The organism is Ferrimonas balearica, from assembly GCF_019802055.1.
Classification (GTDB): Bacteria; Pseudomonadota; Gammaproteobacteria; order Enterobacterales; family Shewanellaceae; genus Ferrimonas; species Ferrimonas balearica_A.
Map to the genome: position 1 here is coordinate 421,297 of NZ_JAHVHW010000004.1, position 26,205 is coordinate 447,501.

30 protein-coding genes and 4 tRNA genes are annotated in these 26,205 nt (G+C 58.0%); 17 read left to right on the top strand and 17 right to left on the bottom strand.

Going from position 1 to position 26,205, the window contains the following annotated elements; translation table 11 throughout:
* The first annotated feature begins 630 nt into the window (after positions 1-630).
* The gene (locus KUV52_RS02800) at positions 631-1,920 is read left to right on the top strand and encodes an NAD(P)/FAD-dependent oxidoreductase (RefSeq protein WP_222524400.1); all 1,290 of its coding nucleotides are present in this window, start codon (positions 631-633) and stop codon (positions 1,918-1,920) included.
* Between the two features lie 68 nt (positions 1,921-1,988).
* Here KUV52_RS02800 and ruvX read toward each other — a convergent pair whose 3' ends face one another.
* The 3 genes from ruvX to yciH are packed head-to-tail and all read right to left on the bottom strand — an operon-like array spanning position 1,989 to position 3,294.
* Positions 1,989-2,402: a Holliday junction resolvase RuvX gene (gene ruvX / locus KUV52_RS02805; protein ID WP_222524401.1), complete on the bottom strand. Its 414-nt coding sequence runs from the start codon at positions 2,400-2,402 to the stop codon at positions 1,989-1,991.
* The gene (locus tag KUV52_RS02810; RefSeq protein WP_222524402.1) at positions 2,399-2,962 is read right to left on the bottom strand and encodes a YqgE/AlgH family protein; all 564 of its coding nucleotides are present in this window, start codon (positions 2,960-2,962) and stop codon (positions 2,399-2,401) included. The genes ruvX and KUV52_RS02810 overlap by 4 nt, the downstream gene beginning before the upstream one ends.
* A 2-nt stretch (positions 2,963-2,964) precedes the next feature.
* Positions 2,965-3,294: a stress response translation initiation inhibitor YciH gene (gene yciH, locus KUV52_RS02815; protein ID WP_222524403.1), complete on the bottom strand. Its 330-nt coding sequence runs from the start codon at positions 3,292-3,294 to the stop codon at positions 2,965-2,967.
* Positions 3,295-3,364: 70 nt separating this feature from the next.
* Between yciH and KUV52_RS02820 the strand changes: the two genes are divergently transcribed.
* Positions 3,365-4,084, top strand: a complete 720-nt coding sequence (locus KUV52_RS02820) for a sporulation protein (RefSeq protein ID WP_222524404.1) — start codon at positions 3,365-3,367, stop codon at positions 4,082-4,084.
* Positions 4,085-4,193: 109 nt separating this feature from the next.
* Entirely contained in the window at positions 4,194-4,763 is a 570-nt protein-coding gene (locus tag KUV52_RS02825; protein ID WP_222524405.1) for a DUF4136 domain-containing protein, read from the top strand.
* Positions 4,764-4,809: 46 nt separating this feature from the next.
* Here KUV52_RS02825 and yciA read toward each other — a convergent pair whose 3' ends face one another.
* From yciA to KUV52_RS02865, 8 genes are all read right to left on the bottom strand, one after another.
* The gene (gene yciA / locus KUV52_RS02830) at positions 4,810-5,202 is read right to left on the bottom strand and encodes an acyl-CoA thioester hydrolase YciA (protein ID WP_222524406.1); all 393 of its coding nucleotides are present in this window, start codon (positions 5,200-5,202) and stop codon (positions 4,810-4,812) included.
* Complete coding sequence (ltaE, locus tag KUV52_RS02835; protein WP_222524407.1) at positions 5,202-6,212, bottom strand: low-specificity L-threonine aldolase; 1,011 nt, start codon at positions 6,210-6,212, stop codon at positions 5,202-5,204. The genes yciA and ltaE overlap by 1 nt, the downstream gene beginning before the upstream one ends.
* A gap of 408 nt (positions 6,213-6,620) precedes the next feature.
* On the bottom strand, positions 6,621-7,451 hold the full coding sequence (locus KUV52_RS02840; protein ID WP_222524408.1) for a mechanosensitive ion channel family protein: 831 nt from the start codon (positions 7,449-7,451) through the stop codon (positions 6,621-6,623).
* Entirely contained in the window at positions 7,451-7,951 is a 501-nt protein-coding gene (locus KUV52_RS02845; RefSeq protein WP_222524409.1) for an OmpA family protein, read from the bottom strand. The genes KUV52_RS02840 and KUV52_RS02845 overlap by 1 nt, the downstream gene beginning before the upstream one ends.
* Before the next feature lie 41 nt (positions 7,952-7,992).
* Positions 7,993-8,589, bottom strand: coding sequence for an SOS response-associated peptidase (locus KUV52_RS02850; protein WP_222524410.1), 597 nt, complete (start codon positions 8,587-8,589; stop codon positions 7,993-7,995).
* A gap of 40 nt (positions 8,590-8,629) precedes the next feature.
* On the bottom strand, positions 8,630-9,238 hold the full coding sequence (locus KUV52_RS02855; RefSeq protein WP_222524411.1) for a DUF924 family protein: 609 nt from the start codon (positions 9,236-9,238) through the stop codon (positions 8,630-8,632).
* Positions 9,239-9,247: 9 nt separating this feature from the next.
* Positions 9,248-10,363, bottom strand: coding sequence for a PilT/PilU family type 4a pilus ATPase (locus KUV52_RS02860; protein WP_222524412.1), 1,116 nt, complete (start codon positions 10,361-10,363; stop codon positions 9,248-9,250).
* A 9-nt stretch (positions 10,364-10,372) separates the two neighbouring features.
* Entirely contained in the window at positions 10,373-11,407 is a 1,035-nt protein-coding gene (locus KUV52_RS02865) for a type IV pilus twitching motility protein PilT (RefSeq protein WP_222524413.1), read from the bottom strand.
* A gap of 27 nt (positions 11,408-11,434) precedes the next feature.
* Here KUV52_RS02865 and KUV52_RS02870 point away from each other — a divergent pair, with 27 nt between their 5' ends.
* The 8 genes from KUV52_RS02870 to KUV52_RS02905 all read left to right on the top strand — a co-directional run bounded on the left by KUV52_RS02870 (position 11,435) and on the right by KUV52_RS02905 (position 18,058).
* Positions 11,435-12,118 carry a YggS family pyridoxal phosphate-dependent enzyme gene (locus tag KUV52_RS02870; RefSeq protein WP_222524414.1) on the top strand — a complete coding sequence of 228 codons (684 nt, stop codon included), beginning with the start codon at positions 11,435-11,437 and terminating at the stop codon, positions 12,116-12,118.
* 5 nt (positions 12,119-12,123) lie between these two features.
* Positions 12,124-12,948: a pyrroline-5-carboxylate reductase gene (gene proC / locus KUV52_RS02875; protein WP_222524415.1), complete on the top strand. Its 825-nt coding sequence runs from the start codon at positions 12,124-12,126 to the stop codon at positions 12,946-12,948.
* Positions 12,949-12,966: 18 nt separating this feature from the next.
* Positions 12,967-13,515, top strand: coding sequence for a YggT family protein (locus KUV52_RS02880; protein WP_222524416.1), 549 nt, complete (start codon positions 12,967-12,969; stop codon positions 13,513-13,515).
* A gap of 3 nt (positions 13,516-13,518) precedes the next feature.
* Positions 13,519-13,809: a DUF167 family protein YggU gene (gene yggU / locus KUV52_RS02885; RefSeq protein WP_222524417.1), complete on the top strand. Its 291-nt coding sequence runs from the start codon at positions 13,519-13,521 to the stop codon at positions 13,807-13,809.
* Positions 13,810-13,845: 36 nt separating this feature from the next.
* Positions 13,846-14,283 (top strand): DUF4426 domain-containing protein, encoded by a 438-nt coding sequence (locus KUV52_RS02890; RefSeq protein WP_222524418.1) that lies wholly within the window; start codon positions 13,846-13,848, stop codon positions 14,281-14,283.
* Positions 14,284-14,380: 97 nt separating this feature from the next.
* Positions 14,381-14,986: an RdgB/HAM1 family non-canonical purine NTP pyrophosphatase gene (gene rdgB / locus KUV52_RS02895; RefSeq protein ID WP_222524419.1), complete on the top strand. Its 606-nt coding sequence runs from the start codon at positions 14,381-14,383 to the stop codon at positions 14,984-14,986.
* Positions 14,987-16,126 carry a radical SAM family heme chaperone HemW gene (gene hemW, locus KUV52_RS02900; protein ID WP_222524420.1) on the top strand — a complete coding sequence of 380 codons (1,140 nt, stop codon included), beginning with the start codon at positions 14,987-14,989 and terminating at the stop codon, positions 16,124-16,126.
* 93 nt (positions 16,127-16,219) lie between these two features.
* Positions 16,220-18,058: a DUF885 domain-containing protein gene (locus tag KUV52_RS02905; protein WP_222524421.1), complete on the top strand. Its 1,839-nt coding sequence runs from the start codon at positions 16,220-16,222 to the stop codon at positions 18,056-18,058.
* A 497-nt stretch (positions 18,059-18,555) separates the two neighbouring features.
* Here KUV52_RS02905 and KUV52_RS02910 read toward each other — a convergent pair whose 3' ends face one another.
* The 5 genes from KUV52_RS02910 to trmB form a co-directional block, all read right to left on the bottom strand.
* Entirely contained in the window at positions 18,556-19,497 is a 942-nt protein-coding gene (locus tag KUV52_RS02910; protein ID WP_222524422.1) for a LysR family transcriptional regulator, read from the bottom strand.
* 86 nt (positions 19,498-19,583) lie between these two features.
* Entirely contained in the window at positions 19,584-20,396 is an 813-nt protein-coding gene (locus KUV52_RS02915; protein ID WP_222524423.1) for a YggN family protein, read from the bottom strand.
* Between the two features lie 166 nt (positions 20,397-20,562).
* A complete protein-coding gene (gene glsB / locus KUV52_RS02920) occupies positions 20,563-21,477 on the bottom strand; it encodes a glutaminase B (RefSeq protein WP_222524765.1) in 915 nt (304 codons plus the stop codon).
* A gap of 9 nt (positions 21,478-21,486) precedes the next feature.
* Entirely contained in the window at positions 21,487-21,825 is a 339-nt protein-coding gene (locus tag KUV52_RS02925) for a YggL family protein (protein ID WP_222524424.1), read from the bottom strand.
* Positions 21,826-21,835: 10 nt separating this feature from the next.
* Entirely contained in the window at positions 21,836-22,552 is a 717-nt protein-coding gene (gene trmB / locus KUV52_RS02930) for a tRNA (guanosine(46)-N7)-methyltransferase TrmB (RefSeq protein WP_222524425.1), read from the bottom strand.
* Between the two features lie 80 nt (positions 22,553-22,632).
* On the opposite strand from trmB, the gene mutY reads away from it, so the two are divergent.
* Together mutY and KUV52_RS02940 are read left to right on the top strand one after the other, a co-directional pair.
* The gene (mutY, locus tag KUV52_RS02935; protein WP_222524426.1) at positions 22,633-23,694 is read left to right on the top strand and encodes an A/G-specific adenine glycosylase; all 1,062 of its coding nucleotides are present in this window, start codon (positions 22,633-22,635) and stop codon (positions 23,692-23,694) included.
* Positions 23,695-23,751: 57 nt separating this feature from the next.
* Positions 23,752-24,024 (top strand): oxidative damage protection protein, encoded by a 273-nt coding sequence (locus KUV52_RS02940; protein ID WP_013346465.1) that lies wholly within the window; start codon positions 23,752-23,754, stop codon positions 24,022-24,024.
* Between the two features lie 53 nt (positions 24,025-24,077).
* Here the strand turns inward: KUV52_RS02940 and KUV52_RS02945 are convergent, their stop codons facing one another.
* Positions 24,078-24,677: a GDSL-type esterase/lipase family protein gene (locus KUV52_RS02945; protein WP_222524427.1), complete on the bottom strand. Its 600-nt coding sequence runs from the start codon at positions 24,675-24,677 to the stop codon at positions 24,078-24,080.
* Between the two features lie 254 nt (positions 24,678-24,931).
* Between KUV52_RS02945 and KUV52_RS02950 the strand changes: the two genes are divergently transcribed.
* The 4 genes from KUV52_RS02950 to KUV52_RS02965 all read left to right on the top strand — a co-directional run bounded on the left by KUV52_RS02950 (position 24,932) and on the right by KUV52_RS02965 (position 25,986).
* Positions 24,932-25,007: transfer RNA gene (locus KUV52_RS02950), tRNA-Phe, on the top strand.
* A gap of 5 nt (positions 25,008-25,012) precedes the next feature.
* A tRNA-Asn gene (locus KUV52_RS02955) sits at positions 25,013-25,088 on the top strand.
* Between the two features lie 8 nt (positions 25,089-25,096).
* Positions 25,097-25,172: transfer RNA gene (locus KUV52_RS02960), tRNA-Phe, on the top strand.
* A 738-nt stretch (positions 25,173-25,910) separates the two neighbouring features.
* Positions 25,911-25,986, top strand: a tRNA-Phe gene (locus KUV52_RS02965).
* Positions 25,987-26,205: the final 219 nt, after the last annotated feature.

Consider the following 26,205-nt stretch of genomic DNA (forward strand, 5'->3'; position numbering starts at 1 on the left):
GTCGCTTGGATTTCCATGTCATATGACAGCGTTGTCATGGATGTAACTTAACTTACACAAATTAATGCCAGATCACCACATCTGAGCCATATTTTTTTAACCGTTGCAAATCATACACTTGCGCACAAAAATCGCATCAGACTGGCTATTTTTAGGGGATTTGGAAGGCTGGCTATACAGGAAAATTTGAGATTTTTTCGGCTTGAAATGACAAGGCTGTCAATTAGTGGGAGCCGTAAGATTGGATCTGGCGTCGACTCTTTTAGGGTTTGCGCTTTAGCGCGGCATTTTCAAATTATCCGCGTAAATTTCTTGTCGGTCCCGGGCGGCGAACCCACCATCACGATCACACAATGTAATTAACTTTCAAAAATAGATTTCATTTTATCGCCCCCATTTCACAATGGCGATCACACAAAGTAATACAAAACCCCTACAAATAAGCGATAGACCCCCAATTCATAGCCTCAATATCAATTAAGTCATTTTGAAAGAAAACTACACAATTGCTAGACTGCTGCTATTACGCCACACCAACCCAAGGATGACGCCATTTCGGCTCCCAGGGCCTTTCGGCCTATGGTTAGGGTGCGCATTGCCGTTTCAGTCTCAAATACCTGGAGTCAACTTATGACCAACATCGTGATCGTCGGCGGCGGTGCCGGCGGTATGGAGATTGTGACCAAGCTGGGCCGTAAGCTCGGGCGCAAGGGGAAAGCCCAGATCACTCTGGTGGATCAATCCGATCACCACATCTGGAAACCCCTGCTCCACGAACTGGCAACCGGCAGTCTGGATGAAGGCCTGAATGCGCTGGATTACCGGGTTCACGCTTCCCAGAACGGCTATCGCTTTGAGCAAGGCACCCTGCATGGACTGGATCAGGTGAATCACCAGATCGTCCTGGCGCCCATCTATGACAACAAAGGCATCGAGGTGCTGCCGGAGCGTCGCATCGATTACGACTACCTGGTGTTGGGCGTCGGCGCGATCACCAATGATTTTGGCATTCCGGGCGTGAAGGAGCACTGTGACTTCCTCGACCTGACCGAACAGGCCATGGGACTGCGTAAGAAGATCCTGAACCGCTTCCTTCGCTACGCCAAAAACCACGATCACAAGCACTTCGAAATCACCATTGTGGGCGCCGGTGCCACCGGTGTGGAGATGGCGGCAGAGATGCACCACGCCGCCGACACTTTGCGCGGTTACGGCTACGAGATCAGTGAAGACCTGCTCCGTGTCACTCTGGTGGAGGCCGCTGACCGCGTTCTGCCCCGGGTAGAGAAGCCCCGCATTTGTAATGCGGTTGCCGAGGAGCTGGAGAAGCTGGGTGTCGTGGTCAAAACCCACACCCGCATCACCGAAGTGACCGAGCGTGGCATGCAAACCGCCGACGGAGAGTTCCTGCCCTCCGATCTGATGATCTGGTCCGCCGGTGTTATGGGCCACCCCTTCCTGACCACCCTGGGTCTGGAGACCAACAAGGCCAACCAGATCCTGGTGAAGCCCAACTGTCAGGTGCCGAGCAACGACCGCATCTTCGCCTTTGGCGACTGCGCCGCCTGCCCGCAACCGGATGGCAGTTTTACCCCGCCCCGCGGTCAGACCGCCCGCCAGATGGCCCTGATGATTGGCGACAACATTCAGCGTCTGATGGCCGACCCGAATGCGGAGCTGAAAGAGTATGTGTACAAAGACCTGGGCTCTCTGGTGAACCTGTCCAAGTTCCACACCGTAGGCAACCTGATGTCCTTTATGGGCGGCGGCATTGCGGTTGAGGGTAAGGTCGCGCGTCTGGTGTACACCTCGTTGTACCGTCGCCATATGATTGCGCTGCACGGTCCGGTGAAAGGTCTGTTCCTGATGGGTCTGAACGGCCTGCAACGCCTGATGCGTCCTGAGCTGAAACTGCACTGAGCGTAAACCGGTAAAAGAAAAGGAAGCCAATCGGCTTCCTTTTTTTAATGGCTGTCTGAAGCGCGGCTTCAGTACTGCGATTCGAAATAGCTCTCCAGGATCAGCGCCGCGGCCAGGGCATCCACCTGATCCTTCTTCAGCGCCCGATAGCCACCATCCTCAAACAGACGGGCTCGTGCATCCACCGTGGTGAGACGCTCATCCTGGGTCAGGGTCTCGATCCCGAAACGACCAAACAGTCGATTGGCGAACTTGCGGGCGGCACGGGTCACGTGCTGATCGGTGCCATCCATATTGATGGGCAATCCCACCACCAGCTTATCCGGCTGCCACTCCTTAATCAGCGCCGCAATCTCATCCCAGTTGGGGATGCCGTCACGGGCTTTGATGCCCATCAGCGGGCTGGCAGTCCCGGTGATGGTTTGTCCCACTGCCACACCGATACTCTTGCTGCCGAAGTCGAAGGCCATGATGGTGCTCATGCGTGGCCCACCTCAGAGGAGAGCTGCCAGATATCGATACCCAGGCGACGGGTCGCTTCGCTCCAGCGCTCCTCCACCGGCACATCAAACAGCAGGTCCAGCTCTGCCGGAATGGTCAACCAGGAGTTTTTGGCCAGCTCCTGCTCCAGTTGTCCGGCGTCCCAACCCGCATAGCCCAACGCCACCATATACTGTGCCGGGCCAGCGTGGCTGCCCAGAGTCGACAGGATATCCTTGGAAGTGGTGATCATCAGGTCAGAGGTAAGCACCTGGCTGGAGGCCATACCGTGCAGTGGAGAATGCAGCACAAAGCCACGATCCGGCAGCACAGGACCACCCACCATCACCCGGTTGCAGAAGCCCGCAGGCAGGACAAAATCCTCCTCCTTGATCTTCATCTGGCGCAGCAGGTCATCCAGTTCCAGTTCGATAGGCTGGTTGATCACCAGCCCCATCGCCCCTTCGTCATCGTGTTTGCACAGATAGGTGACGGAGCGTTGAAAGAAGGGATCCTTCAGCGAAGGCATGGCAATCAGCAGATGATGACTCAGACTTTCCATGGTTACCCTCCGGCCAGTTTGACCTTGTAACCCCGGCTTTCCAGCAGCGCTTTCACCGCTTCGCGGTTATCGCCCTGGATCTCAATATCGAAGCCTTTGACGGCGCCACCGCAGCCCATCTTCTTCTTGAGCTCTCCCGCCAGGGCTTTCAGCGCCTTGCTGTCCAGCCCAAGCCCGGTGATGACCATGGCGCCTTTGCCTTTTCGGCCCTTGCGCTCCATTTGGATGCGGACGATGCCATCACCCTGAGGCACCACTTCGGCGGCGGGCTCAGCCTGAATACGGCCTTTGTCGGTACTGTAGACCAGTTGCGAGTCGCTATTGGAGATCATAAAGTGCAGGATCGTTTTTACGAGGGGGTTCAGTTTACCAGAATCCCCCACTTGGGACACAGGGGGAAACATGACTTGGATGGGACGGCTGCTCTCTTCAGCGGGCATTGGCGCGGCGCGGGTGGATACGCTGCTGGGCAAAGAGGAGTATCAGCCGGGCGAGACCATTGATGCCAAGGTGATGCTCTATGCCGGACGGGTGGATCAACGCATTGATGGCATCCATTTCTCCGTGCACAGCAAAATCAACGCCAAGGAGCAGGCTGAAATCGCTCACTGCACTCTGGCGGAAGGGATGCTGCTAAAAGCCCACTCGGTGGTAGAGCTGCCGGTTAAACTGGCCCTTCCCGAGTTTACCCCCATCAGTATGGGCCCCATCCAGAGCTGGCTCAACACCGGCCTGGACATACCCAAGGCGATCGATCCCACCGACCGGGACACGATCCGCATCGTCCCCACTGCCGCCCAACAGGCCGTTCTCGATGCCTTCGAGGAACTCGGATTCGAGCACTCAGGTGTGGAGATTGAACCGCTTCCTATTCAAAGCCGCCTCGGCCTTCCCTTTCTGCAGCGTTGGCATTACCGGCCGGGCACCGATTGCGCGCTGAATGCGGTGGCTTCCCTCAGCATGGCCTGGCACCCCAAAATGGCTGGCCTTGAGCTGTTGCTGGACCATCAGAGTCCCAGCGGCCAGGATTTCAACCAGACCCTGATGGTGCAGGAGGACCAGCCCAGCCGGGTCAAAGCCCAGTTGCGCAACCTGTTGTCCAGCCACGAAATCAGCAGCTGAGTTCGGTAATTTCTGTTCGGTTCAGCTTCGGCTCAGGCAGTCGCTGCCGGAACCAATCAAACTGTGTTAGTGTCAGTGTTAATGACGTCGACACAAAAGTGAAAAACCAATGAAGAAGCTGTTTTCCCTTGCTTTGGCGCTGTGGCTCACCGGCTGTGCCACCATCACTACTGACTCCGACTTCAATCCGGAAACTGACTTCAGTCAGTACAAAACCTGGAGCTGGGTGACGCCCAGCAGTACACCAGGTAACCAGCAGTACCATGTTGATGGCCTGACGGATCAGCGCATTCGCACCGCGATCAGTCGCAAGATGCTGGAACTGGGTTTTGCGGAAGTCCCTGCCGATGAAGCAGACCTGCTGGTCAACTACCTGACCCAGACCGAGAAGAAGGTTAACGTGGACACCTTCTACACCAGCTACGGTTACCACCCCTACTCCTACGGGCGTTACCCCTACTACGGCAGCGCGAGTGTTCATGCTGACACCCGGGTTCGCGAATACAAGGTAGGCACCCTGCTGGTGGATTTTGTGGATGCGGAGAGCCGACAGTTGGTATGGCGTGGCAGCGCCTCCGATACGGTTCGTGAGTACAAAACTCCGGAGGAGCGCACCGCCAAGATCAACGAAGCGGTGGGTGCCATCATGGTGCAGTATCCGCCCAAGCCGGATAAATAATCCCGCTCAAACGAACAACGCCCGGCTAAGCCGGGCGTTGTGCTATTCAGGACTTGGGCAAAGGCCGTGGCCGCCCCTCTCCGTCGATCGCCACATAGGTAAACACCGCTTCGGTCACCCGATAGTGCTCATCCGTTCCCTTGGCGATGGGACGCACCCAAACCTCCAGACCGATCTCCATGGAGGAGTTTCCCAGTCGACGCGCCTGGCCATACACGCACACTGCATCGCCAACCGCCACAGGGCGGTAGAAGCTCATGCCGTTCACGGCGACGGTGCAGATCCGGCCCCGGCTCAACGCTTTGGCCATCAGCCCGCCAGCCATATCCATCTGCGACATGATCCAACCACCAAAGATGTCACCGTTGGCGTTGGTGTCTGCCGGCATCGCCAGAGTACGCAGCAACAGTTCACCTTGAGGTTTATTCTGCTCGTTCATCAGGCTACCCCCTTCTCATAACGGTGGAGGCTCGCCACCAGTGCATCTGCGGCCTGCCGGTTGACGTCTTTATGCAACACCAGGCGGGTTTTCGGGCCCAGGGAAAGCTTGCACCCATCCGCTAACAGATGCGCATTGAGCGCTTTCAGGTCGCTATGGGTAAAGCGGGCAAACACCATATTGGTGGCACAGTCATCCACCTCTACAGAATGGAGGGCTGCAAGTTGCTCCGCCAGATAGCGGGCATTGTCGTGGTCGTCCGCCAGTCGCTCCACCATCTCATTAAGCGCCAGCTGGCCTGCTGCCGCCAGGATCCCCGCCTGACGCATGCCGCCACCCAGCACTTTGCGCCAGCGCCGTGCTTTTTTGATCAACGCTTCGTCGCCCACCAGCAGCGAGCCCACCGGCGCCGCCAGGCCTTTGGACAGACAGATAGTCAGAGAGTCAAAGTGCTGAGCGATGGTGGAGAGTTGGACACTCTGATCGACGGCCGCATTGAACACCCGGGCCCCATCAAGGTGGAGTTTCAACCCCTTCTCGAAAGCGAAGGCCTGAGCCTGGGCCAGGTAGGCCATCGGCAGCACCTTTCCACCAATGGTGTTCTCCAGACTCAGTAGTCGGGTTCGGGCAAAATGGATATCGTCCGGCTTAATTGCCGCAGCCACCCGCTCCAGACAGAGGGAGCCATCCACTTCATTCTCGATGGGCTGAGGTTGAATGGAGCCCAGCACCGCAGCACCGCCCCCCTCGAACTTGTAGTTGTGAGCCTGCTGACCGCAGAGATACTCGTCGCCACGCTCACAGTGCGCCATCAGGGCAAGCAGGTTGGCCTGGGTGCCTGAGGAGGTAAACAGTGCAGCTTCGAAGCCGGCCATCTCGGCAGCCTGCTCCTCAAGTGCATTAACGGTAGGGTCATCGCCGTAGACGTCGTCCCCGACGTCGGCCTGAGCCATCGCCCGGCGCATCGCGTCAGTGGGCTGGGTGACGGTGTCAGATCGGAAATCGAACATGCTGAAGTGCCACTATGGATGAATGAGAATCGGCCCAATAGGGTAACAGACTGGTGAAAAAGGTCTGAGAGTTGGATCACTGACCGCCTTCAGATTACCTCAATTCATGCAACTGTCATTTCTTATCGCTGTATTCCCCCAATGAAGGGGGTAATAATGGCGTCATCGAAAGGGGAGCCCCCTTCCGCATTGAAAAAATTTCTCTGATTGCCTGGTTCGAGTTAGCACCTTTACCTGGCCATCGAATAACAAAAGCGGCGCACACTCGCGTGGGCGCCGCCTCTGGTCAAAAAATGGAGTGGTTATGCTGAGTACTGTTCTTGTGGTTCTGTCTCCCCTGGCCGCCGAAGGTTTTCGTCGTCACTTTAAGTTGCAGCCGAAAATCTCCGCTACCCTGTAAGAGACCGCTTAGCCCTGTCGTTCCGGCAGGGCTTTGACGTGTACGTCCATCTGCGGATAGGGAATCCCAATCCCTTCCTGATCCAGCCTCAGCTTAATATCCCGAATCAGATCAAACCGCACCGGCCAGAAATCTGCCGTTTTCACCCAGGGACGCACCACAAAGTCTACCGAGGACGCGCCAAGATTGGAGACCTCGATGGTCGGCTCCGGGTCCTGAAGCACCAGTTCATGACTGGTCACCACATCCCGAATCACCTGCTGCGCCTGGCGCAGGTCCGCATTGTAGGACACGCCAATCACCATATCGATGCGCCGCTGTTCCTTGGCACTGTAGTTCACGATCACGCCATTCATCACCGAGGAGTTTGGCGCCACGATGCGTTTGTTATCCGGCGTGACCAGGGTAGTGGAGAAGATGGAGATCTCCTCTACGGTACCCGCGACGCCAGCCGCTTCCACGTAATCCCCCGCTTTACAGGGACGGAATACCACCAGCAGCACCCCTGACGCAAAGTTGGACAGGGAGCCTTGCAGTGCCAGGCCAACCGCCAGACCGGCGGCACCAAGAACCGCCACCAGCGATGCGGTCTGGACCCCGAGTTGCCCCAATACCGCAATGAAGGTGAAGGCGGTGATCACCGCACTGACCATATTGGCCACAAAGCCCACTACGGTCATGTCCATATCGCGCTTGGTCAGCACCTTGCTGACGGCCCCGGCCACCGCCTTGGCCAACCAGCGACCGATGATAAAGATGACCAGGGCCAGAAGGACCCGAGTCCCGTAGACCATCAGCAGGTCCGGCGCCTGTTCCATAATGCTTTCGATAGAACCCATTATTGTTCTCCGTTGGTTACGCGTAATCCTGTCTCAAGCCACAGTTCTACACGGCGGTTGAGGGTCTGACCGGTTTCGGTCTGGTTATCGCGCCAGGGCAGGATTTCTCCCATGCTCCAGTGCTGAATTTGTGCTGGATCCACACCATAACGCTCTGATAAAGCTTTGGAAACCGATATAGAGCGCTGAGAGCCCAATCTTTGATTGTGTGCCTCGGAGCCGCGGCTGTCCGCGTGCCCTACCACCATCACTCGCCCCTCAATGCCAGCGGCCACAAACGCCTCCAGCATGCCGAAATGTTCCGGCCTGAGCCGGGCGGAATCGGTATCAAAGTGAAGCACAAGCGGACCCGCCGCCTGTTGAGCACAGCCGTTGGCCTGCACGGTCCAACTGGGGCTCTGCGGACAGGCGTCCTTGGCATCCGGGACACCGTCGTTATCGGAATCTGCCGCCCACGACAGGGGCACCATCAGTCCGATGAACAGCAAACAGGACTTCATAACGTCTTCTCCCGTTAACGGTGAAAAGATAGTCGAATCTGTCAGAAAAGCCTTGGTTGGACAGGGCGATGGCGATCCATCGGGCAGATATGGCCTGCCCACATCGGCTCGGGGTGTCCCGCTTTCCCCTCCAGCCAGGCCCGGGCGTTCTGCCCACTCAGGCAAAGGGGCATGCGGTGGTGATACTCGGTGATGGCTCCGGTCGCTTCGGCAGTCACGATCACCGCCGCCCCCTCTGGCAGGGAGTCCGATGGCGGCCACCATAGCCCAGCAAAGTGCCAGAAACCGCTCTGTTCCGGTGCAAACCGATAACCCACTTTGTCCCTGCCCTCTTTACGCCACTCATACCAGGCGGTCGCCGGGATCAGGCATTGACGGTGACCCAGAGCGGGTCGAAACAGGGGCCGCTCTGCCAGGGACTCCAGGCGGGCGTTGATGACGGGTCGGGATGATTGGGGAGTGTTGATGCCCCAGCGTCGCGTCGCCACGCTGAGGCGATTGTGATCTGCGGTAAGAATGGAGATAGACTCGGTCGGACGGATCCGCGAGGCGGTGCGGAGAGCCAGGGTTTCCCCATCCATGCCAAGCTGCTCATGGCTGTCATAAGCGATGGGATCCAGAGCAAAATGGCCACACATAACCAGGTCGACTCAGTTCAGGGGATACCCCAGTGTGGCACTACTGGCCGAACCGGGGAGCGCCTTGGGCCAAATACTCAGACTCTTCCGGTGTGTTTTCCCGGCCTAGTACCCCATTGCGATGGGGGAAGCGGCCAAACTGCGCGATGATCTCAAGATGAAGGCGCTGAAACCGCAGCGTGTCCGCCACCTTTTTCCGCGCTTCCCCCTCGAGGTTCACCAACATCCGCTCCAGCATCGCTTCCCCCAGACGCTGGTCGTCGAGGGACTCGGAGTGCTGCAGGGGCATATAGAAAAACAGCTTGTAAGTCAGGGGCAGCGAACGATCCATCTGCTGCTCAATGCCCCCTTTGCACAGAGAGAGGGCGATGGGATCCCAGGCAAAAGCGTCTGCCTGTCCCCGGTACAGGTTACGACTGAACTGATCGATAAGGATGATCAGGGCCAGCCGACCGGATGGCGTATCACACCACGACGCCAGCTCGCCACTGACCGCACGCTGATGCATGCCGCCAAACCGTTGAGCGATGGCGCTGTCGGTCAGAGCGCTGGCGCCAAACCAGAGCTTGTCCATTGGCTCCAGCGGCAGCCCATCCGGGTCCAGCCTGCCAAACCAGAAATCCAGAACCTGTTGGATCTCCCTCTCCATAATCTGTCCTCAATCCAGATCGATGGTCACGCCATCCATGTAGCCGGAACCGGTGTGATTAGACTGTTTAAGCTTAATCATCAGGCGCAAATCATTGGGGCTGTCCGCATAGTGCAGGGCATCCACCATGGTGATCTCATCAGCCATGTAGAGATCAAACAGCGCCTGGTCAAAGGTCTGCATCCCCTGCTCCCGGCTTTTGGTCATGGTTTCCTTCAGCTCAAACAACTGGTTACGGGCGATAAGATCGGACACCCTCGGCGTGTTGAGCAGCACCTCAATGGCGGCACGACGCCCTTGGCCATCACGATGGGGCACCAACTGCTGAGCCATGATCGCCTTAAGGTTCAGTGAGAGATCAAACAGCAGCTGTTGATGCTTCTCCTTCGGGACCAGGTGAAGAATGCGATCCAACGCCTGGTTGGCGTTGTTGGCGTGCAGAGTGGCCATGCAGAGGTGGCCGGTTTCCGCAAAGGAGAGGGCAAACTCCATGGTTTCCTGGGACCGGATCTCCCCCAGCAGAATCACGTCCGGAGCCTGACGCAGGGCACTTTTCAGCGCCGCATCAAAAGACTCGGTATCGATGCCCACTTCCCGCTGGGTAACGATGCTCTGCCTGTGCTCATGAACAAACTCGATGGGATCCTCAATAGTGAGGATATGGCCTTTCTGGTGCTGGTTGCGATAACCCACCATGGCCGCCAGCGACGTGGACTTACCGGTGCCGGTTGCCCCCACCAGGATCACCAATCCCCGCTTGGCCATACAGACATTCTTCATGATGTCCGGCAGGTACAGCTCCTCCATGGTGGGGATGCGGGTCTCAATGGAACGCATCACCATGCCCGGATTATCCCGTTGCCAGAAGGCCGAAACACGGAAACGTCCCTCCATGTCCGGGTCGCTGTAGGCGAAGTTCGCCTCCTTCTGTTCATGGAACTGACGCCGGTTCTCCTCGTTCATCACGCTTTCCACCAGGGCCAGCGCCTGGGACCGATCCAGCGGCTCCTCGGAGAGCTGGCGCAGTTCGCCGTCAATCTTGGCGCTGGGCGGAAAACCCACGGTGATAAACAGGTCTGACGCCTTACGCGCCAGCATGGTTTCAAGCAGGGATTTGATCGCCATGAGAGCTCCTTACAAGGCGTTCTTGTTGGCGGTTTTGGTCATCGCTTCGGCACGGGTGATCAGCCCCTGATTTACCAGGTAGGAGAGGCTTTGCTCCAGGGTCTGCATGCCGTGGGCCATACCGGTTTGAATGGCGGAGTACATCTGCGCCACCTTGTCTTCACGGATCAGGTTCCGGATCGCCGGGGTGCCGATCATGATCTCATGGGCCGCCACACGACCACCGCCCACTTTCTTCACCAGAGTCTGGGAGATCACCGCCTGCAGGGATTCCGACAACATGGTGCGCACCATGTCTTTCTCCCCGGCAGGGAATACATCAACGATACGGTCGATGGTTTTGGCGGCTGAAGTGGTGTGGAGGGTGCCGAACACCAGGTGACCGGTTTCGGCGGCAGTCAGTGCCAGACGGATGGTTTCCAAGTCCCGCATCTCCCCCACCAGAATCACATCCGGATCCTCACGCAGCGCGCTGCGCAAAGCGTTGGAGAAACTGTGGGTGTCCTTGTGCACTTCCCGCTGGTTGATCAGGCAACTCTTGTTGTCATGAACAAATTCGATGGGGTCCTCGATGGTGAGGATGTGGTCGTGACGGTGTTCATTCACGTAATCCACCATCGCTGCCAGAGTGGTACTTTTACCGGAGCCGGTAGGGCCGGTTACCAGCACCAGGCCTTTGGGATAGGACGCGATGTCCTGGAAAATTTCCGGGGCGCCCAGTTCCTCAAGGGACATCACCTGACTGGGAATGGTACGGAATACCGCGCCTGCGCCGCGATTCTGGTTAAACGCGTTAACACGGAAACGAGCCAACCCGGGCACCTCAAAGGAGAAATCCACCTCAAGGTGTTCTTCAAACTCTTTGCGCTGGCGATCATTCATAATGTCGTAAATCAGCGCATGAACCTGCTTATGGTCCAGCTGCGGGAGGTTGATCCGTCGAACCTCGCCATCCACCCGAATCATTGGCTGCACGCCAGCGGAGAGGTGCAGATCCGAAGCGTTGTGTTTTACACTAAAGGCCAGTAGTTCAGTAATTTCCATATTGTTTTCTTAGGCTCCCCGTAAGATATGTCCACCATAACAGAGCGTCTGAATGAAGCCCAAGCTCGAATTGACGCAGCCGCCGCCCTGGCGGGACGAGTTGGCGAATCCATCACCTTGCTGGCGGTGAGCAAGACAAAACCGGCGGAAATGATCCGTGAGGCTTACCTCGCTGGTGCACGTGATTTCGGCGAAAACTACCTTCAGGAAGGGGTTGATAAGATCGAGGCGCTTAAGCATCTCGATATCACCTGGCACTTTATCGGGCCACTTCAGTCCAACAAAACACGCCCGGTCGCGGAACACTTTGACTGGATCCACTCCGTGGACCGGCTCAAGATTGCTCAGCGGTTGAGTGAGCAGAGGCCCGACAACATGGCGCCTCTGAACGTCTGCATTCAGGTCAACATCTCCGCGGAACAGAGCAAATCCGGCGTGACGCCCGACCAGCTCCCTGAACTGGCTGCTCAGATCGCCGCCCTGCCCGGCCTGCGTCTTCGTGGTCTGATGGCGATCCCGGCACCGGAGTCGGACCCAGACCGCCAGCGTCAGGCGTTGGCCCGGATGAAACACCTCTTCGACACACTCAGGGTGGGCTACCCCAGCCTGGATACCCTCTCTATGGGTATGAGTGATGATCTGGAAGCGGCAGTGGCCGAAGGCAGCACCATGGTGCGCATCGGTACCGCCATTTTTGGCACTAGGAAGTGAATAACGTGACCCAAGACATTCGAACTGTCGCCTTTATCGGCGCCGGCAATATGAGCCGCAGCATCATTGCTGGGCTGGTGGCGGACGGCTATCCCGCCGAGCGCCTTATCGCCAGCAACCCCAGCCAGGGCAAACTCGATGCACTGGCTCAGGAGTACGGCATCCGTACCACCAACGATAACCTCGCGGCGGTTCAGGAAGCGGACGTTGTGGTGATGGCGGTGAAACCCCAGCTGATGGCCCAGGTGTGTGCGCCCATCGCCCAGCTGGACCTCTCCGGCAAGCTGGTGATCTCCATCGCCGCCGGTGTCACCTGCGAGCGTTTAAGCGGCTATCTGGGTGGCCACCGGGCGCTGGTGCGTACCATGCCCAATACACCTTCCATGCTGGGGTTGGGTATGACCGGCCTCTATGCCGATGAAGCCGTTGGTGACAACGACCGGGCCTTTGCTGGCCGTCTGATGGCCGCGGTAGGCGAGATCCTCTGGCTGGAACAGGAAGCGGGCATCGATCAGGTTATCGCCTGCGCCGGCAGCTCTCCTGCCTACTTCTTCCTGTTTATGGAAGCGATGGAGCAAGGAGCCGCCGCATTGGGCGTCAAACCGGAAGACGCCCGACTGATGATTCAGCAAGCAGCCATTGGCGCTGCCGAAATGGTAAGGCACAATCCTCAATTGAGCCTGGCCGAGCTGAGAGCCCAGGTTACCTCCAAAGGGGGCACCACTCATGAAGCGGTGCAGACCTTGGAACAGCAGGGATTGCGCGATTCGGTAAATGACGCCATGCAGGCCGCCGTACGGCGAGCCCAGGAAATGGCCAAAGAGTTTTAATTTGGGAACCAATACACCATGAATGCGATGACCTACCTGGTAACCGTCCTGTTCAACCTCTACCTGATGGTGGTGCTGCTGCGCTTTGCCCTGCAACTGGTGCGAGCGGACTTCTACAACCCCTTCAGTCAATTCGTGGTCAAGGCCACCCACCCCATCCTGGCCCCGATGCGTCGGCTTATCCCCAGCGTTGGGCGGCTCGACCTGTCGACCCTGGTGCTGGCTCTGCTGGTGGGCTGTGGCAAGTGGATTGCGGTTCTGGCGCTGAACAACCAGCCCCTCAACCCGATGGACATTCTGCTGCTTGGCGGCCTGACCGTACTGAAAGAAGCGGGTGTGCTGCTGTTCTGGATTCTGCTGATCCGCGCCATCCTGAGCTGGGTATCCCAGGGTTACAACCCCTTTGAAGCGGTACTCCACCAGCTGACCGAGCCGCTGCTGGCCCCCATCCGCAGGGTGATTCCGCCCATGGGTGGCCTGGATCTGTCGATGCTGGTTCTGCTGTTGGGCATGAACTTTATCAATCTGCTCATTGGCGATCTGATCCCGCTCTGGCGTCTGGTCTGATCCGTGAGCACCGCCATTGAGCGCCAGGGCGACGACCTGCTGCTGAAGCTCTACATCCAGCCAAAGGCCAGCCGGGATCAGCTGGTTGGCCTGCACGGCGAGGAGTTCAAGGTGGCGATCACTGCGCCACCGGTGGATGGCAAGGCCAACGCGCATCTGATCAAATACCTGGCCAAGCAGTTCAAAGTGGCCAAAGGCCAGATCAGCATCGTCAAAGGGGAGCTGGGTCGACACAAACAGTTGAAGATTCAGGCACCCACAGTGATCCCGGATCCGCTGGCGCAGCTACTATAGTGAAGTTAAGGACCACATCAGATTAAGGAGTCCGCCATGTTGAGGTACGCCATTGCACTGCTGCTTTCCCTGACGGTTGCCCTCCCGGCTGCAGCTGAGCAGGTGCAGAAAGTGGGTAAGTACGCCGTGCACCATGTTGCGTTTGGCAGCACGTTCCTGACACCGGAGATTGCCCGCACCTACGACATCACCCGCAGCCGCTACGTCGGGCTGGTGAACATCACGGTGATCGACACCTCTCTGCCCGGGGATGAAACCCATGCAGTCGCCGTGAAGATCCAGGGCACCGCCCGTAACCTGCTGGGCAACGTCAAAAACCTCAGCTTTAAGGAGATCCGGGAAGGCACCGCCATCTACTACATCGCGGAGGTGGGTCACCGCAACGAGGAAACCTTCACCTTCGACATCGAAGTGAGTAACGGCCAGGACCTCAGCACCGAGCTCACCTTCAAACAGAAGTTCTTCGTCGACTGACGCGGATCTGACGCTGTTCAACACCGGGGCGCCCTTGTAAAATCGGCGCCCCGGCGCCGTTTTCAGGCCCTCATATAACCCAATGACCGGAGTGCGCATGTCCCCCACCCAATCCATTGTTCTGGCCACCGGCAATGCCGGCAAGGTTCGTGAATTTGCTCAGCTTCTGGCGGATTACCCGCTGGAAGTGCTACCGCAAAGCCAGTTTGATGTCCAAGAAGCGGTCGAGGACGGCACCACTTTTATCGAGAACGCCATCATCAAGGCGCGCAACGCGGCCCGTGCCACCGGCCTGCCCGCCATCGCAGATGACTCCGGCATTGAAGTGGACGCGCTTAACGGTCGTCCCGGCATCTACTCCGCCCGCTTTGCCGGGGAAGGCGCCAGCGCCACTGACAACTGGCAGAAACTGCTGACCGAAATGTCCGGCCAGTCCCAGCGCAGCGCACGCTTCCAGTGTGTATTGGTGTATATGCGCCACGCCGAAGACCCCTCTCCGGTGGTTGCCCAGGCCAGCTGGGAGGGCAGCATTGCCGATGCTCCTCGTGGTGAAGAGGGACACGGCTATGACCCGATTTTCCTGGTCAACAACGACCATCGTACCGCAGCGGAACTCAGCGCCGATGAGAAAAACGCCCTGAGTCACCGTGGCAAAGCGATGGCCGAGCTGCTGACTCAGCTGAAAGCCAAGGGGATCCTGTAAGTGTCCTTGCCACCGCTGTCGCTCTATATCCATATCCCCTGGTGCGAGCAGAAGTGCCCCTACTGCGACTTCAACTCCCACGCCCGCAAAGGGGCGATCCCGGAGCAGGAGTACATCGCGGCCCTGCTGGCCGACCTGGATCGGGACCTGCCCCTGGCCCAGGGGCGGGAGCTGGTCAGCATCTTTATCGGCGGTGGCACCCCTTCGCTGATCTCCCCCGCCGGGATTGCCACCCTGCTTCAGGGCGTGGCGCAACGGCTTCCGCTGGCCCCCTCCTGCGAGGTCACCATGGAAGCCAACCCCGGTACCCTGGAGGCGGACCGTTTCCGCCCCTATCGGGAGGCGGGGGTGAACCGTCTCTCCGTCGGTGTACAGAGCTTTCAGCAGGACAAATTGCTGATCCTTGGGCGGATCCATGGCGCTGACGAGGCTCGTCGTGCCGCGCAGGAAGCCCGCAAAGCGGGGTTTGAGCGCTTTAACCTGGACCTGATGCACACCCTGCCCGGTCAGAGCGTTCACGACGCCCTGTATGACCTGGAGCAGGCCATCGCGCTGGCCCCGCCCCACCTTTCCTGGTACCAGCTCACCATTGAGCCCAATACCCAGTTCGCCTCCAAGCCCCCCCAGTTGCCCGACGACGACACCCAATGGGCCATCTTCGAGCAGGGCAAAGCGATGCTGGAGGCCGCCGGTTACCGTCAGTACGAGATCTCAGCCTGGGCCCAGCCCGGCTACCAGTGCGAGCACAACCTCAACTACTGGCGCTTTGGTGACTACCTCGGCATCGGCTGCGGTGCCCACGGTAAGATCACCCGCGCGGACGGCAGCCTGCTGCGCACCGTTAAGGTCAAGCACCCCAAAGGCTACCTGGAGCCGGGGCGGGACCCGATGGCGGAGCAGTTTGAAGTGGCCAAGGAAGATCAGGCGTTGGAGTACTACATGAACCGGCTGCGTCTAATGGAGGCGATGCCCCTGAGCGAACTCTCTGAGCGTACGCAACTGACCCAGGATGACGTTGCCGCACCGCTGGACTGGGCCAGCCAGCGCCACCTTATCCGCTGTGACGACAAGCAGATGCAATTGACGGAGCAGGGCCATCGCTTTTTGAACGAGCTTTTGGCGCAGTTCCTGCCGGATTAACCAAACCGTTAAGATCTGCTAACAGTTTCCACTTTGGGGCGCGGGAAGCCACGTGCAACACTTCCGTTCAAAATTGAACGCAAGGAGAGCCACGTGACCTCAAAATTGACCTTTGCCGCCCTGTCGGTATGCGCCGCCCTGACCCTGGGCGGCTGTGCCCAACAATCCCCAGTCGCCAGCGCTCCCCAGACGGAGCAAGCCAAGCAATCTGAGTCTGAGAAAGCCAACGCCCTGTTCGAGTCCATCTTTATGGAAAACGTCATGGCGTCCCCCATCAGTCAGACCTACCTGGGCATCAAGCAGGATCAGGATAAATGGGACGACTTCACTGAAGCCGCCTACGCGAACACTCTGGCGCGCAATCAGCGACACCTGGCCCAGTTGAATGGCATTGATGACAGCCAGCTCGACCCTCAGACCCAACTGAGTTACCGCCTGATGAAGCAGCGCCTGGAGCAGAGCATTGAGGATCACCAGTGGCGCCACCACAGCTACCCGATCAACCAGATGTATGGTTACCAGTCCACCACCGCATCGTTTCTGATCAACCAGCACCGCATCAACGATGTGGCGGATGCCCAGGCATACATCAGCCGCCTTAATGGCATTGAGAAGCGATTTGACCAGCTGATTGAGCAGCTCAGCATCCGTGAAGCGAAAGGCATCGTCGCACCGCGCTTTGTTTTCCCCTACGCCATCAGCGACAGCCGTAACATTCTCTCCGGCGCGCCTTTCGAGGCGGGCGCAGACAGCACCCTGTTTGCGGACTTCAAAGCCAAAGTGACTGCCCTGCCCATCAGCGACGACGAGAAAGCCGCCTTGGTCCAGCAAGCGCAGGATGCGCTGAAGGGGCCGGTCGCCAACGGTTACGGTAAGCTGATCGCCTTCCTTGAAGGACAACATGAGCGAGCCAGTGAGGACGCGGGGGTGTGGAAGTTTCCCGATGGCGAGCGCTTCTACAACAACGCGCTGAGCCGCACCACCACCACCGGATTCACCGCCGCTGAGATCCACCAGCTGGGACTCGATGACGTGGCCCGAATCCACGACGAGATGCGTGCCATCCGCGACAAAGTGGGCTTTGAGGGTGACCTGCAGGCGTTCTTTGCCTTTATGCGCACCGACAGCCAGTTTTACCTGGATAACGATGAGGCGGGCCGTGCCGCCTACCTGGGCCAGGCGGAGCGCTATATCGGCGACATGAATCAACGCCTGGACGAGGTGTTTGGTGTGAAGCCCAAAGCGCCGCTGGTGGTGAAAAAGGTGGAAGCGTTCCGCGAGAAATCTGCAGGCAAAGCCTTCTACCAGCAGCCTGCTCCGGATGGCAGCCGCCCGGGCTTCTTCTACGCCAACCTCTACGATATGCAGAACATGCCCACCTATCAGCTGGAAGCGCTGGCTTTCCATGAGGGGATCCCGGGACACCATATGCAGATCGCCATCGCTCAGGAGCTGGAGGGGCTGCCCAAGTTCCGCCGCTTCGGTGGGTACACCGCTTATGTGGAAGGCTGGGGTCTCTACTCCGAGTACCTTCCCAAAGAGATGGGCTTCTATCAGGACCCCTACAGCGACTTTGGCCGACTGGCCATGGAGCTGTGGCGCGCCTGCCGCTTGGTGGTGGACACCGGTATCCACGCCAAAGGCTGGACCCGTGAGCAGGCAATCGATTACTTGGCGCAGAACACCCCCAATCCCCAGGGTGATGTGGTGAAGGCGATTGAGCGTTACATCGTGATGCCGTCCCAGGCCACCGCCTACAAGGTAGGGATGATGCAACTGCTGGAGCTTCGTGCCCAGGCCAAAGCCGAATTGGGTGAGCAGTTTGATCTGCGAGGCTTCCACGATGTGGTGCTGGCGAATGGCCCCCTTCCGCTCAACGTACTTGGCGAACAGGTCAGTCAGTGGGTGGAGAGCGAGAAGGTTCAGCTATAACCTTCCACACAAAGAAAAAGGAGGCCACCAGGGCCTCCTATTTTTTTATTTTGTTGGGCGTATTTGTTTTTTTGCCGCGGCCCATCGCCAGCTACCACTCCAAAGCTATGCTGCTTTTTTTGTAGGGTACGGAGTGTGATCCTTGCTTTTAAAAAACGCCCCGGATCCGACCGGGGCTAAAAGTCCAGATGATGGATCCTAACAATCCGTCAAAGGCATCGCGCGAGGTGCAATGCCTCAGATCAAACGTCACTGACTACTCGAACTTTCCGGAGGGGTCATTCCAGAGAATCTCCAGGTCCGTTTGATGGGGGCCATTGTAGGGACAAATTTGAGGCTGACAAGGGCACAAAGTCGCCAGCGCAACATACTCATAACTAAAAATCATATTCAAAGTGCGCCCAGAAGTCCGAAATTAGTCCTTTAAATCAACAGGTAAGGCGATACAGCGCACATTTTATACAGGCATTGTTCAAATGACAGAACAATGATTTCTCTCACTCACGATTATGCTCATGCGCGATCAGGGCTCGATCCCAGGGGGTCGGATCGCGAAAGTGGCTGCGGACAAAGTCGATAAAGGCGCGCACTTTGGGCGCCAGGTTCTTGCGGCGGGGATACACCGCCTGAAGCGCCAGCGGGTGAGTGAGCTGCCAATCCGGCATCAGTTGGATAAGCTCCCCTTTCGCCAGCTCCTCCTCCAGCAGGTAGGTGGCCAGGTAAACCACCCCCAGCCCTCTTTTGGCGGCGTCCTTCAGGGCCGGCGCGTCATCCACCCGGTAGTTGCCCTTAACCCGGATTTCGCAGGTCTCCTCACCCTTGGCAAACTCCCAGACGCCGTGCTCATACCATTCGCTCTTGTAAACCAGGCAGTTGTGCTCCGCCAGCGAAGCGGGGTGATAGGGGACGCCTCGACGGCTCAGGTAATCGGGAGAGGCCACCAGGATAAAGCGGCAGTTCATCAGGGGACGGGCCACCATGCCCAGGGGAAGCTGTTCAGACATGGTCAACAGCAGATCCAGCCCTTCAGCCACCACGTCCACCTTGTGATCCAGAAAGCTCAGCTCCAGTTCGAGCTCCGGGTTCTGCTCCATAAAAGCGGGGATCAGTGGCATCAGGTGCATGGAGCCAAAGGCCTGAGTGATGCCCACCCGCAACACGCCTCGGATCTCCTGCTGAAGCGCCTGGACGCCGGCAACCGCCTGGTCCAGATCCTTCAAAATCCCTTCACCGTGTTCATAGAGCAGTTCACCGCTCTCGGTCAGACTCAGCGAGCGGGTAGTACGCTGAACCAGCTGAACCCCAAGCTGCTGCTCCAGAAAACTGATGTGACTGCTGACCTTGGACTTGGATATCCCAAGCTTTCGAGCGGCGGCTGAGAAGCCCTGAGCCCGCACCACATGGGTGAAAATCACGATAGGTTCGAGCAGTTCGCGCATTCGCGCTCTCCTTACAGCGGCGTGTTCAGAACACAAAAAAAGCGACGATGTCGCCATCGTCGCTATTGTAGCGCTTTTGCCTTGGTTCAGCGCAACATAGCCAGGTCCGGATCGCCGTGAACCACCAGGTCAAACTCGGCCATCTCCGGGATATTGCGCTGCAGCTGCTGCTCCATCTCATCCAGAACCAGCCACTCTTCGCACAACGCGTTGGCCTGCTGTTCCAACGCCTCGGCCTGAACCTCCATCTCCGCTTCGATGCGCTCACCCATGCGCTCCATACGCTGGCCAAAGTCCTCCATACGCTGCTCGAAGTCGCCGTTCTCCCCTTCGCTCATCGCCTGACCAAGTGCCATCAGAATGCCGCCTACGGACTTGGACACCACCTCTTCAATCTCACTCTCCAGCGCCTGGTCCAGCTCATCACTCAGGGAGTCCAGAGAGTTGGCACCCAAACGGTAGCCACCGTTATCGGTGCGCATGCTGGCATTCACTTTGTCCTGAATGGTGCCCATGATGTCGCTGCCTTGATCCGGGCTGACACCAAATTCGGACAGCTCGTTAAACACCGCGTCCAGAGCACTGCCAGCCAGCTTCAGGGCGTCATTGGCCAGATCAACCACCTTGGGAAGCTGGCGCTCCATTTCGGCATAGTAATCCTGCACCATCGCCTGCTGTTCACGGTTGAGTTCAACCTCTTTGCCTCGTACCCAGAGGCGGTCTCCCTCGATGCGATAGAGCAGTTCGCCCTCATCACTGACCCGCAACAGATTACGCTCCAGTTCAACGTCGTAGTTCAGGGAGAGCTCACACTCATCACCAAACTGGTAGTGGGAGTTCTCAGCCGATACCGCAAAGCTGAACAGGGCCGCGCCCAACATAAGCCAACGTGCAATCATCTTTGGTGTCCTTATCCAATCACTTTGTCCGTTTTGCTTATGCCAAGATTGGGCCAATCCCAAACACAAGGAAAGGGCAATTCATAAGTCAATGAAATTAAAGACAATAAAAAAGCCAGCTCAATGGCTGGCTTTTTTGCATGCGGATTAAAGTTAGTGAAATTCACTAAAAAATGGAGCGACCCAATCGTTTGGCCAGTAACTCCAGTGCGGCGGTTCCCGCACAGGAGTTGCCACTCTCATCCAGCGCAGGCGACCAGACACAGACACTCATCTCGCCTGGAACCACAGCAATAATACCGCCACCGACACCGGACTTGCCCGGCATACCAACCCGGTAGGCAAACTCACCCGCCCCATCGTAGAGGCCAGAAGTCGCCAGCAGCGCATTGATCTGTCGGGTCTGTCGCTCGGACACCAGACGGCGCCCGCCCAGAGTCACTCCCTGGTTCGACAGGAAGAACGCCGCCTTCGCCAAATCGGCGCAGCTCATACGGATGGCACAGTGCGCGAAATAGGTCTGCAGCACCTCATCCACATCATTGTGGAAGTTGCCAAACGACTTCATCAGATAGGCGATTGCCGCATTGCGGGCGGAGTGCTGGTACTCCGATGCCGCCACCACCTTATCGGAAATAAGATGGGCGTTGCCTGAAAGGTCCCGCATCAGTTCCAACAGGCGCTGACGGGGGGCGCTGAGCCGGCTTTCGAGCATATCGGTGATCACCAGGGCACCGGCGTTGATAAAGGGGTTTCTCGGCACCCCTTTCTCAAACTCCAACTGCACCAGAGAGTTGAAGGGGTTGCCGGAAGGCTCTTTGCCCACCCGCTCCCACAGCTCCTCCTCACTGTACAGCATCATCGCCTGCACCAGGGCAAACACCTTGGTGATGCTCTGGATGGAGAAGGGCTCGTGCCAGTCACCGGCGCCGATCACTCCCGTTTCAGCACTGCAAACGGCGATGCCCAGCTTATCGCTGGGCACCTGAGCAAGCGCGGGGATGTAATCGGCCACCTTGCCCTCTCCGAGCAGCGGCTGAACCTCAGCCAGCACACTCTCCAGAAGCGCTTTATCCGGCAACACGCGGGATCAGCCCCACCAGAGGTCGAACAGCTCGCTGACCTGCAGATCGGAAACCGGCTGCTTGGCAAAGAAGGTCTGAACCGCTTCGCGATGCTCGTCAGTGCACTTACCCAGCTGCTGGGTGCACACCAGACCTTCCCAGGCCTTGTGACCTTCACCGGAAAAACCCAGCTTATTCGGCTCGATCACGTCATTGATGAACTGGTCAACAATGGCGTCGATCTGCTCTTCGCTCACTTCCGGGTTGAATACCCAAGCCACATCAAAACCCAGCTCCTGGAACTCACCAGTACGCAGCTTCTTGCGCAGACGGGTATTGCGTTTGGCTTCAAGCTTAATGGCCATCAGGCACTCCTTAGTTCACACGACGGTAAATCATGTCCCAAACCCCGTGGCCCAGGCGGTGACCGCGGGCCTCGAACTTGGTCAGGGGACGGAAATCGGGCCGGGGAACAAATTGTCCCTCGGTGGCGGTGTTTTCAAAGCCCGGTGCGGCGCTCATCTCTTCCACCATATGCTCGGCATAGTGCTCCCAATCGGTGGCCATATGGTACAGGCCGCCGATCTTAAGTTTCTGGCGAACGGAGGCGATGAACTCCTCCTTCACGATGCGACGCTTGTGGTGACGCTTCTTGTGCCACGGATCCGGGAAGTAGAGCTGGACGCGATCCAGGCTTTCATCCGGGATGCAGTCAGCCAGGATCTCCACCGCATCATGCTGATACAGGCGCAGGTTGGTCACACCCAGCTCTTCGGCGTACATCAGGCAGGCGCCAACGCCCGGGCCGTGTACTTCAATACCGATAAAGTTCTTCTCCGGCTCCGCCTTGGCCATCTCCACCAGGGATTTGCCCATGCCAAAACCGATTTCGAGTACCACCGGGGCTTCCCGGCCAAACACTTCGGCCAGATCGATGAGGCCGCGTTCGTGGGTCAGTCCCATGGTGGGCCAAAACAGCTCCATAGCGCGTGTCTGGCCTTTGGTCATGCGCCCTTCGCGCTTGACGAAGGAGCGGATCTTGCGCTGGCGCAGCTCCTCGACCGGCTGCGTCGGCTTTTGCTCGTCACTCATCTGGATCTTCTCGCTCTGTGGACCGGACGCTACACTGGGCGCCCCGAAAAACGCGTGATTGTATTTTAGGTTGCTCACTGATGGAAGCGAACACCGGAAGCTTTGCTAAGCGGATGCTGGATTGGTATCACCAGCACGGACGCAAGGACCTGCCCTGGCAGCAAAACCGTACCCCCTATCGAGTATGGCTGTCTGAGATCATGCTGCAGCAAACTCAGGTCACCACGGTGATCCCCTACTACCTCAAATTTACCGAGCGTTTCCCCACTCTGGTTGATCTGGCCAACGCCGAAGATGACGAGGTGATGCACCTGTGGACCGGATTGGGCTACTACGCCCGGGCCCGCAATCTTCTGAAAGCGGCCCGTACCGTTCGAGACCAGTTTGGCGGCGAGTTCCCCACCGACATCGAACAGGTGATGGCGCTGCCGGGGATTGGTCGCTCTACCGCTGGCGCCATCCTGAGCCTTTCTCTGGATCAGCCCCACCCCATCCTGGACGGCAACGTCAAACGGGTGCTGGCCCGCCATCAGGCGATTGAAGGGTGGCCAGGCAATAAAGCGGTAGAAAACCGGCTTTGGGATCTTACCCACCGGCTGACCCCATCGGAGCAGGTCCAGCCTTACAATCAGGCGATGATGGATCTGGGTGCCAGCCACTGCAGTCGCAGTAAACCCAACTGCCCGAGCTGTCCGGTTAGCGATGACTGTAAAGCCTTCGCCATGGGACGCCAGAGCGAGTTCCCCGGCAAAAAGCCCAAGAAGGAAAAGCCGGTAAAACGCTGCTTTTTGCTGCTGCTTCGCCATCAGGGTGAGGTCTACCTGGAGAAGCGGCCCGGTGCCGGGATCTGGGGTGGGCTATGGTGCCCGCCGCAGTACCAGGATAAAGCCGCACTGGATGTCGCCCTGTCACCACTGAAAGCCCGAACCGCGCCGCAGATGCTGACGCCGTTCCGCCACACCTTCAGCCACTATCACCTGGATATCCAGCCGGTTGTGGTGGAGCTGGCCCGTCCGCTTAGCCAGGTCGCCGAACACCCTGGCCAGTGGTTCTCGCTGGAGGAGGAGAATCGCATCGGACTGGCGGCACCCACTGAGCGATTGTTGACGGAACTGCGCAATACCCACACTGACCCTGCATAGATGGTGCGGGTCAGTTCTGGTATAACTGCGCTATCACCCAAGTGAGGATTTCAAACCATGGCACGTACCGTATTCTGCCAATACCTGAACAAAGAGGCCGAGGGCCTGGATTTTCAGCTGATCCCAGGGGAACTGGGCAAGCGGGTGTTTGACAACATCTCCAAGGAAGCCTTCGGTCTGTGGCAGAAGAAGCAAACCATGCTGATCAACGAGCACAAGCTCAACATGATGAACGCCGAGCACCGCAAGATGCTGGAAGAGAACATGGTGAAGTTCCTGTTCGAAGGGGAAGAGATCCACATCGAAGGCTATAAGCCGCCGGAAGCCTGAGCGCCCGTCCGGATACCATGACGCCCCGTATTTACGGGGCGTTATTGTTTCTGTCAGTAGGCTCCGGCCGCTCGCAGCCGCTTATCCAGCTCCATCGCCAATGTCCGGTAACCTTCCGCATTGAGGTGGATAGGGTCGGATTTGTAGGAGGGTGTACGCAGCAGGTCCCCCACCAACTCCTCCACCAGCATAATCTCATGCTCCTCCGCCAACTCCCGATAAAGGGGCGCTGCGCTGGAAAACAGCTTCTTCTCCGGTACCGCAATCAAAACCACCTGAATTCCCTGGCCCCGGGCCAGATCGATCATCGCGTCCAGATTCGATTTGATGCTGGCCGCTGGCCGATTACGAAGCACATCGTTACCGCCAAGCAGCAGAAGCAGCAGATCGGGCTGTTCATTCGCCAGAACCCCTGGCAACCGCTCTCTCCCCTCAGGCGTCTGCTCACCGGAACGCCCCGCATTGGTAACCCGCAGCCCGGACAATTGAGCCAGCACCGCGGGGTAATCCTCACCCTTACCAGCCCCAACGCCCTGAGTGAGGCTGTCGCCAAATGCCAGAATGACCCCATCGTATGGCAGCGGAGCCAGACTCGGTCCACCACAGCCCACCAAACCCAGCAGCAGAGCAAAGACCCATAACCCTTTCTTCATCACACTTTTGGCTTTTCCCAATCCATTAGGTCCCCCTAAGTTACCGAAGCGCGTCCCCGTTTTCCTCCCTCATGACTCCCCGACAGCGGCTCCCCGCTCACCAAAACCCTACCAATTTGGTCAAGAAGAACACCAAAGCTGTCTGGTTATTGCACTTCTGTGCATCTTTCAAGCAAACGATAAAAATCGAGTTGACTTGCTCCGGCAAAATCCGTTTAATAGCGCTCCGTCGCCAAGCAAGCGACAACCAAGATGCCTCGTTAGCTCAGTTGGTAGAGCAGCGGATTGAAAATCCGCGTGTCCCTGGTTCGACTCCGGGACGAGGCACCACCTTTTCCCCCTTAGTTCAGTCGGTAGAACGGCGGACTGTTAATCCGTATGTCGCTGGTTCAAGTCCAGCAGGGGGAGCCACTTTCTTAGCCTCGTTAGCTCAGTTGGTAGAGCAGCGGATTGAAAATCCGCGTGTCCCTGGTTCGACTCCGGGACGAGGCACCATACAGACAAGCCCTGAACTTCGGTTCGGGGCTTTTTTGTTTCTGACTAAGCCGTTGTTCCAACGGCTTGTCCCTGGTTCGATTGTGGATGACATCCCTGTCATCCACCCTCCGGGCCGCCGCAAGCGGCGTCATGTCCGGCATCCTGCCTACCATTGCCGGGACGAGGCACCATACAGACAAGCCCTGACCGAAAGGTCGGGGCTTTTTTGTTTCTGACTAAGCCGTTGTTCCAACGGCTTGTCCCTGGTTCGATTGTGGATGACATCCCTGTCATCCACCCTTCGGGCCGCCGCAAGCGGCGTCATGTCCGGCATCCTGCCTACCATTGCCGGGACGAGGCACCATACAGACAAGCCCTGACCGAAAGGTCGGGGCTTTTTTGTTTCTGACTAAGCCGTTGTTCCAACGGCTTGTCCCTGGTTCGATTGTGGATGACATCCCTGTCATCCACCCTCCGGGCCGCCGCAAGCGGCGTCATGTCCGGCATCCTGCCTACCATTGCCGGGACGAGGCACCACCTCTTGTAGCGTGGGCTTACAGCCCACGGCATCGCGCCCCAATCCCCATCGCTCCGTGGGCTGTAAGCCCACGCTACGGCCACCAACCCTTTTTCGTTTCAGTCCGCAGCGCGCGGAGCAGTTAACACACCACCATTGGCGCAATATCCAGCAGTTGAACAGACTCAGGCTAGAATTGATTGACTCGATTCAGCAAAGACCGTTTAATGGCGCCCGCTGCCTCGTTAGCTCAGTTGGTAGAGCAGCGGATTGAAAATCCGCGTGTCCCTGGTTCGACTCCGGGACGAGGCACCAACTTACGAAGCCCTGACCGAAAGGTCGGGGCTTTTTCGTTTCTGACTAAGCCGTTGTTCCAACGGCTTGTCCCTGGTTCGATTGTGGATGACATCCCTGTCATCCACCCTTCGGGCCGCCGCAAGCGGCGTCATGTCCGGCATCCTGCCTACCATTGCCGGGACGAGGCACCAACTTACGAAGCCCTGACCGAAAGGTCGGGGCTTTTTCGTTTCTGAC

Coding starts and splice junctions, on each gene's coding strand:
- KUV52_RS02845 (WP_222524409.1), bottom strand. CDS start 7,951: ATGAAGTCCTGTTTGCTGTTCATCGGACTGATGGTGCCCCTGTCGTGG.
- KUV52_RS02945 (WP_222524427.1), bottom strand. CDS start 24,677: ATGAAGAAAGGGTTATGGGTCTTTGCTCTGCTGCTGGGTTTGGTGGGC.
- mutY (WP_222524426.1), top strand. CDS start 22,633: ATGGAAGCGAACACCGGAAGCTTTGCTAAGCGGATGCTGGATTGGTAT.
- KUV52_RS02855 (WP_222524411.1), bottom strand. CDS start 9,238: ATGGAGAGGGAGATCCAACAGGTTCTGGATTTCTGGTTTGGCAGGCTG.
- KUV52_RS02820 (WP_222524404.1), top strand. CDS start 3,365: ATGACTTGGATGGGACGGCTGCTCTCTTCAGCGGGCATTGGCGCGGCG.
- KUV52_RS02800 (WP_222524400.1), top strand. CDS start 631: ATGACCAACATCGTGATCGTCGGCGGCGGTGCCGGCGGTATGGAGATT.
- KUV52_RS02890 (WP_222524418.1), top strand. CDS start 13,846: ATGTTGAGGTACGCCATTGCACTGCTGCTTTCCCTGACGGTTGCCCTC.
- KUV52_RS02840 (WP_222524408.1), bottom strand. CDS start 7,451: ATGGGTTCTATCGAAAGCATTATGGAACAGGCGCCGGACCTGCTGATG.
- KUV52_RS02810 (WP_222524402.1), bottom strand. CDS start 2,962: ATGGAAAGTCTGAGTCATCATCTGCTGATTGCCATGCCTTCGCTGAAG.
- KUV52_RS02825 (WP_222524405.1), top strand. CDS start 4,194: ATGAAGAAGCTGTTTTCCCTTGCTTTGGCGCTGTGGCTCACCGGCTGT.
- KUV52_RS02915 (WP_222524423.1), bottom strand. CDS start 20,396: ATGATTGCACGTTGGCTTATGTTGGGCGCGGCCCTGTTCAGCTTTGCG.
- ltaE (WP_222524407.1), bottom strand. CDS start 6,212: ATGTTCGATTTCCGATCTGACACCGTCACCCAGCCCACTGACGCGATG.
- KUV52_RS02870 (WP_222524414.1), top strand. CDS start 11,435: ATGTCCACCATAACAGAGCGTCTGAATGAAGCCCAAGCTCGAATTGAC.
- KUV52_RS02860 (WP_222524412.1), bottom strand. CDS start 10,363: ATGGCGATCAAATCCCTGCTTGAAACCATGCTGGCGCGTAAGGCGTCA.
- trmB (WP_222524425.1), bottom strand. CDS start 22,552: ATGAGTGACGAGCAAAAGCCGACGCAGCCGGTCGAGGAGCTGCGCCAG.
- KUV52_RS02880 (WP_222524416.1), top strand. CDS start 12,967: ATGAATGCGATGACCTACCTGGTAACCGTCCTGTTCAACCTCTACCTG.
- rdgB (WP_222524419.1), top strand. CDS start 14,381: ATGTCCCCCACCCAATCCATTGTTCTGGCCACCGGCAATGCCGGCAAG.
- ruvX (WP_222524401.1), bottom strand. CDS start 2,402: ATGAGCACCATCATGGCCTTCGACTTCGGCAGCAAGAGTATCGGTGTG.
- KUV52_RS02910 (WP_222524422.1), bottom strand. CDS start 19,497: ATGCGCGAACTGCTCGAACCTATCGTGATTTTCACCCATGTGGTGCGG.
- yciA (WP_222524406.1), bottom strand. CDS start 5,202: ATGAACGAGCAGAATAAACCTCAAGGTGAACTGTTGCTGCGTACTCTG.
- KUV52_RS02850 (WP_222524410.1), bottom strand. CDS start 8,589: ATGTGTGGCCATTTTGCTCTGGATCCCATCGCTTATGACAGCCATGAG.
- KUV52_RS02865 (WP_222524413.1), bottom strand. CDS start 11,407: ATGGAAATTACTGAACTACTGGCCTTTAGTGTAAAACACAACGCTTCG.
- yciH (WP_222524403.1), bottom strand. CDS start 3,294: ATGATCTCCAATAGCGACTCGCAACTGGTCTACAGTACCGACAAAGGC.
- KUV52_RS02940 (WP_013346465.1), top strand. CDS start 23,752: ATGGCACGTACCGTATTCTGCCAATACCTGAACAAAGAGGCCGAGGGC.
- KUV52_RS02925 (WP_222524424.1), bottom strand. CDS start 21,825: ATGGCCATTAAGCTTGAAGCCAAACGCAATACCCGTCTGCGCAAGAAG.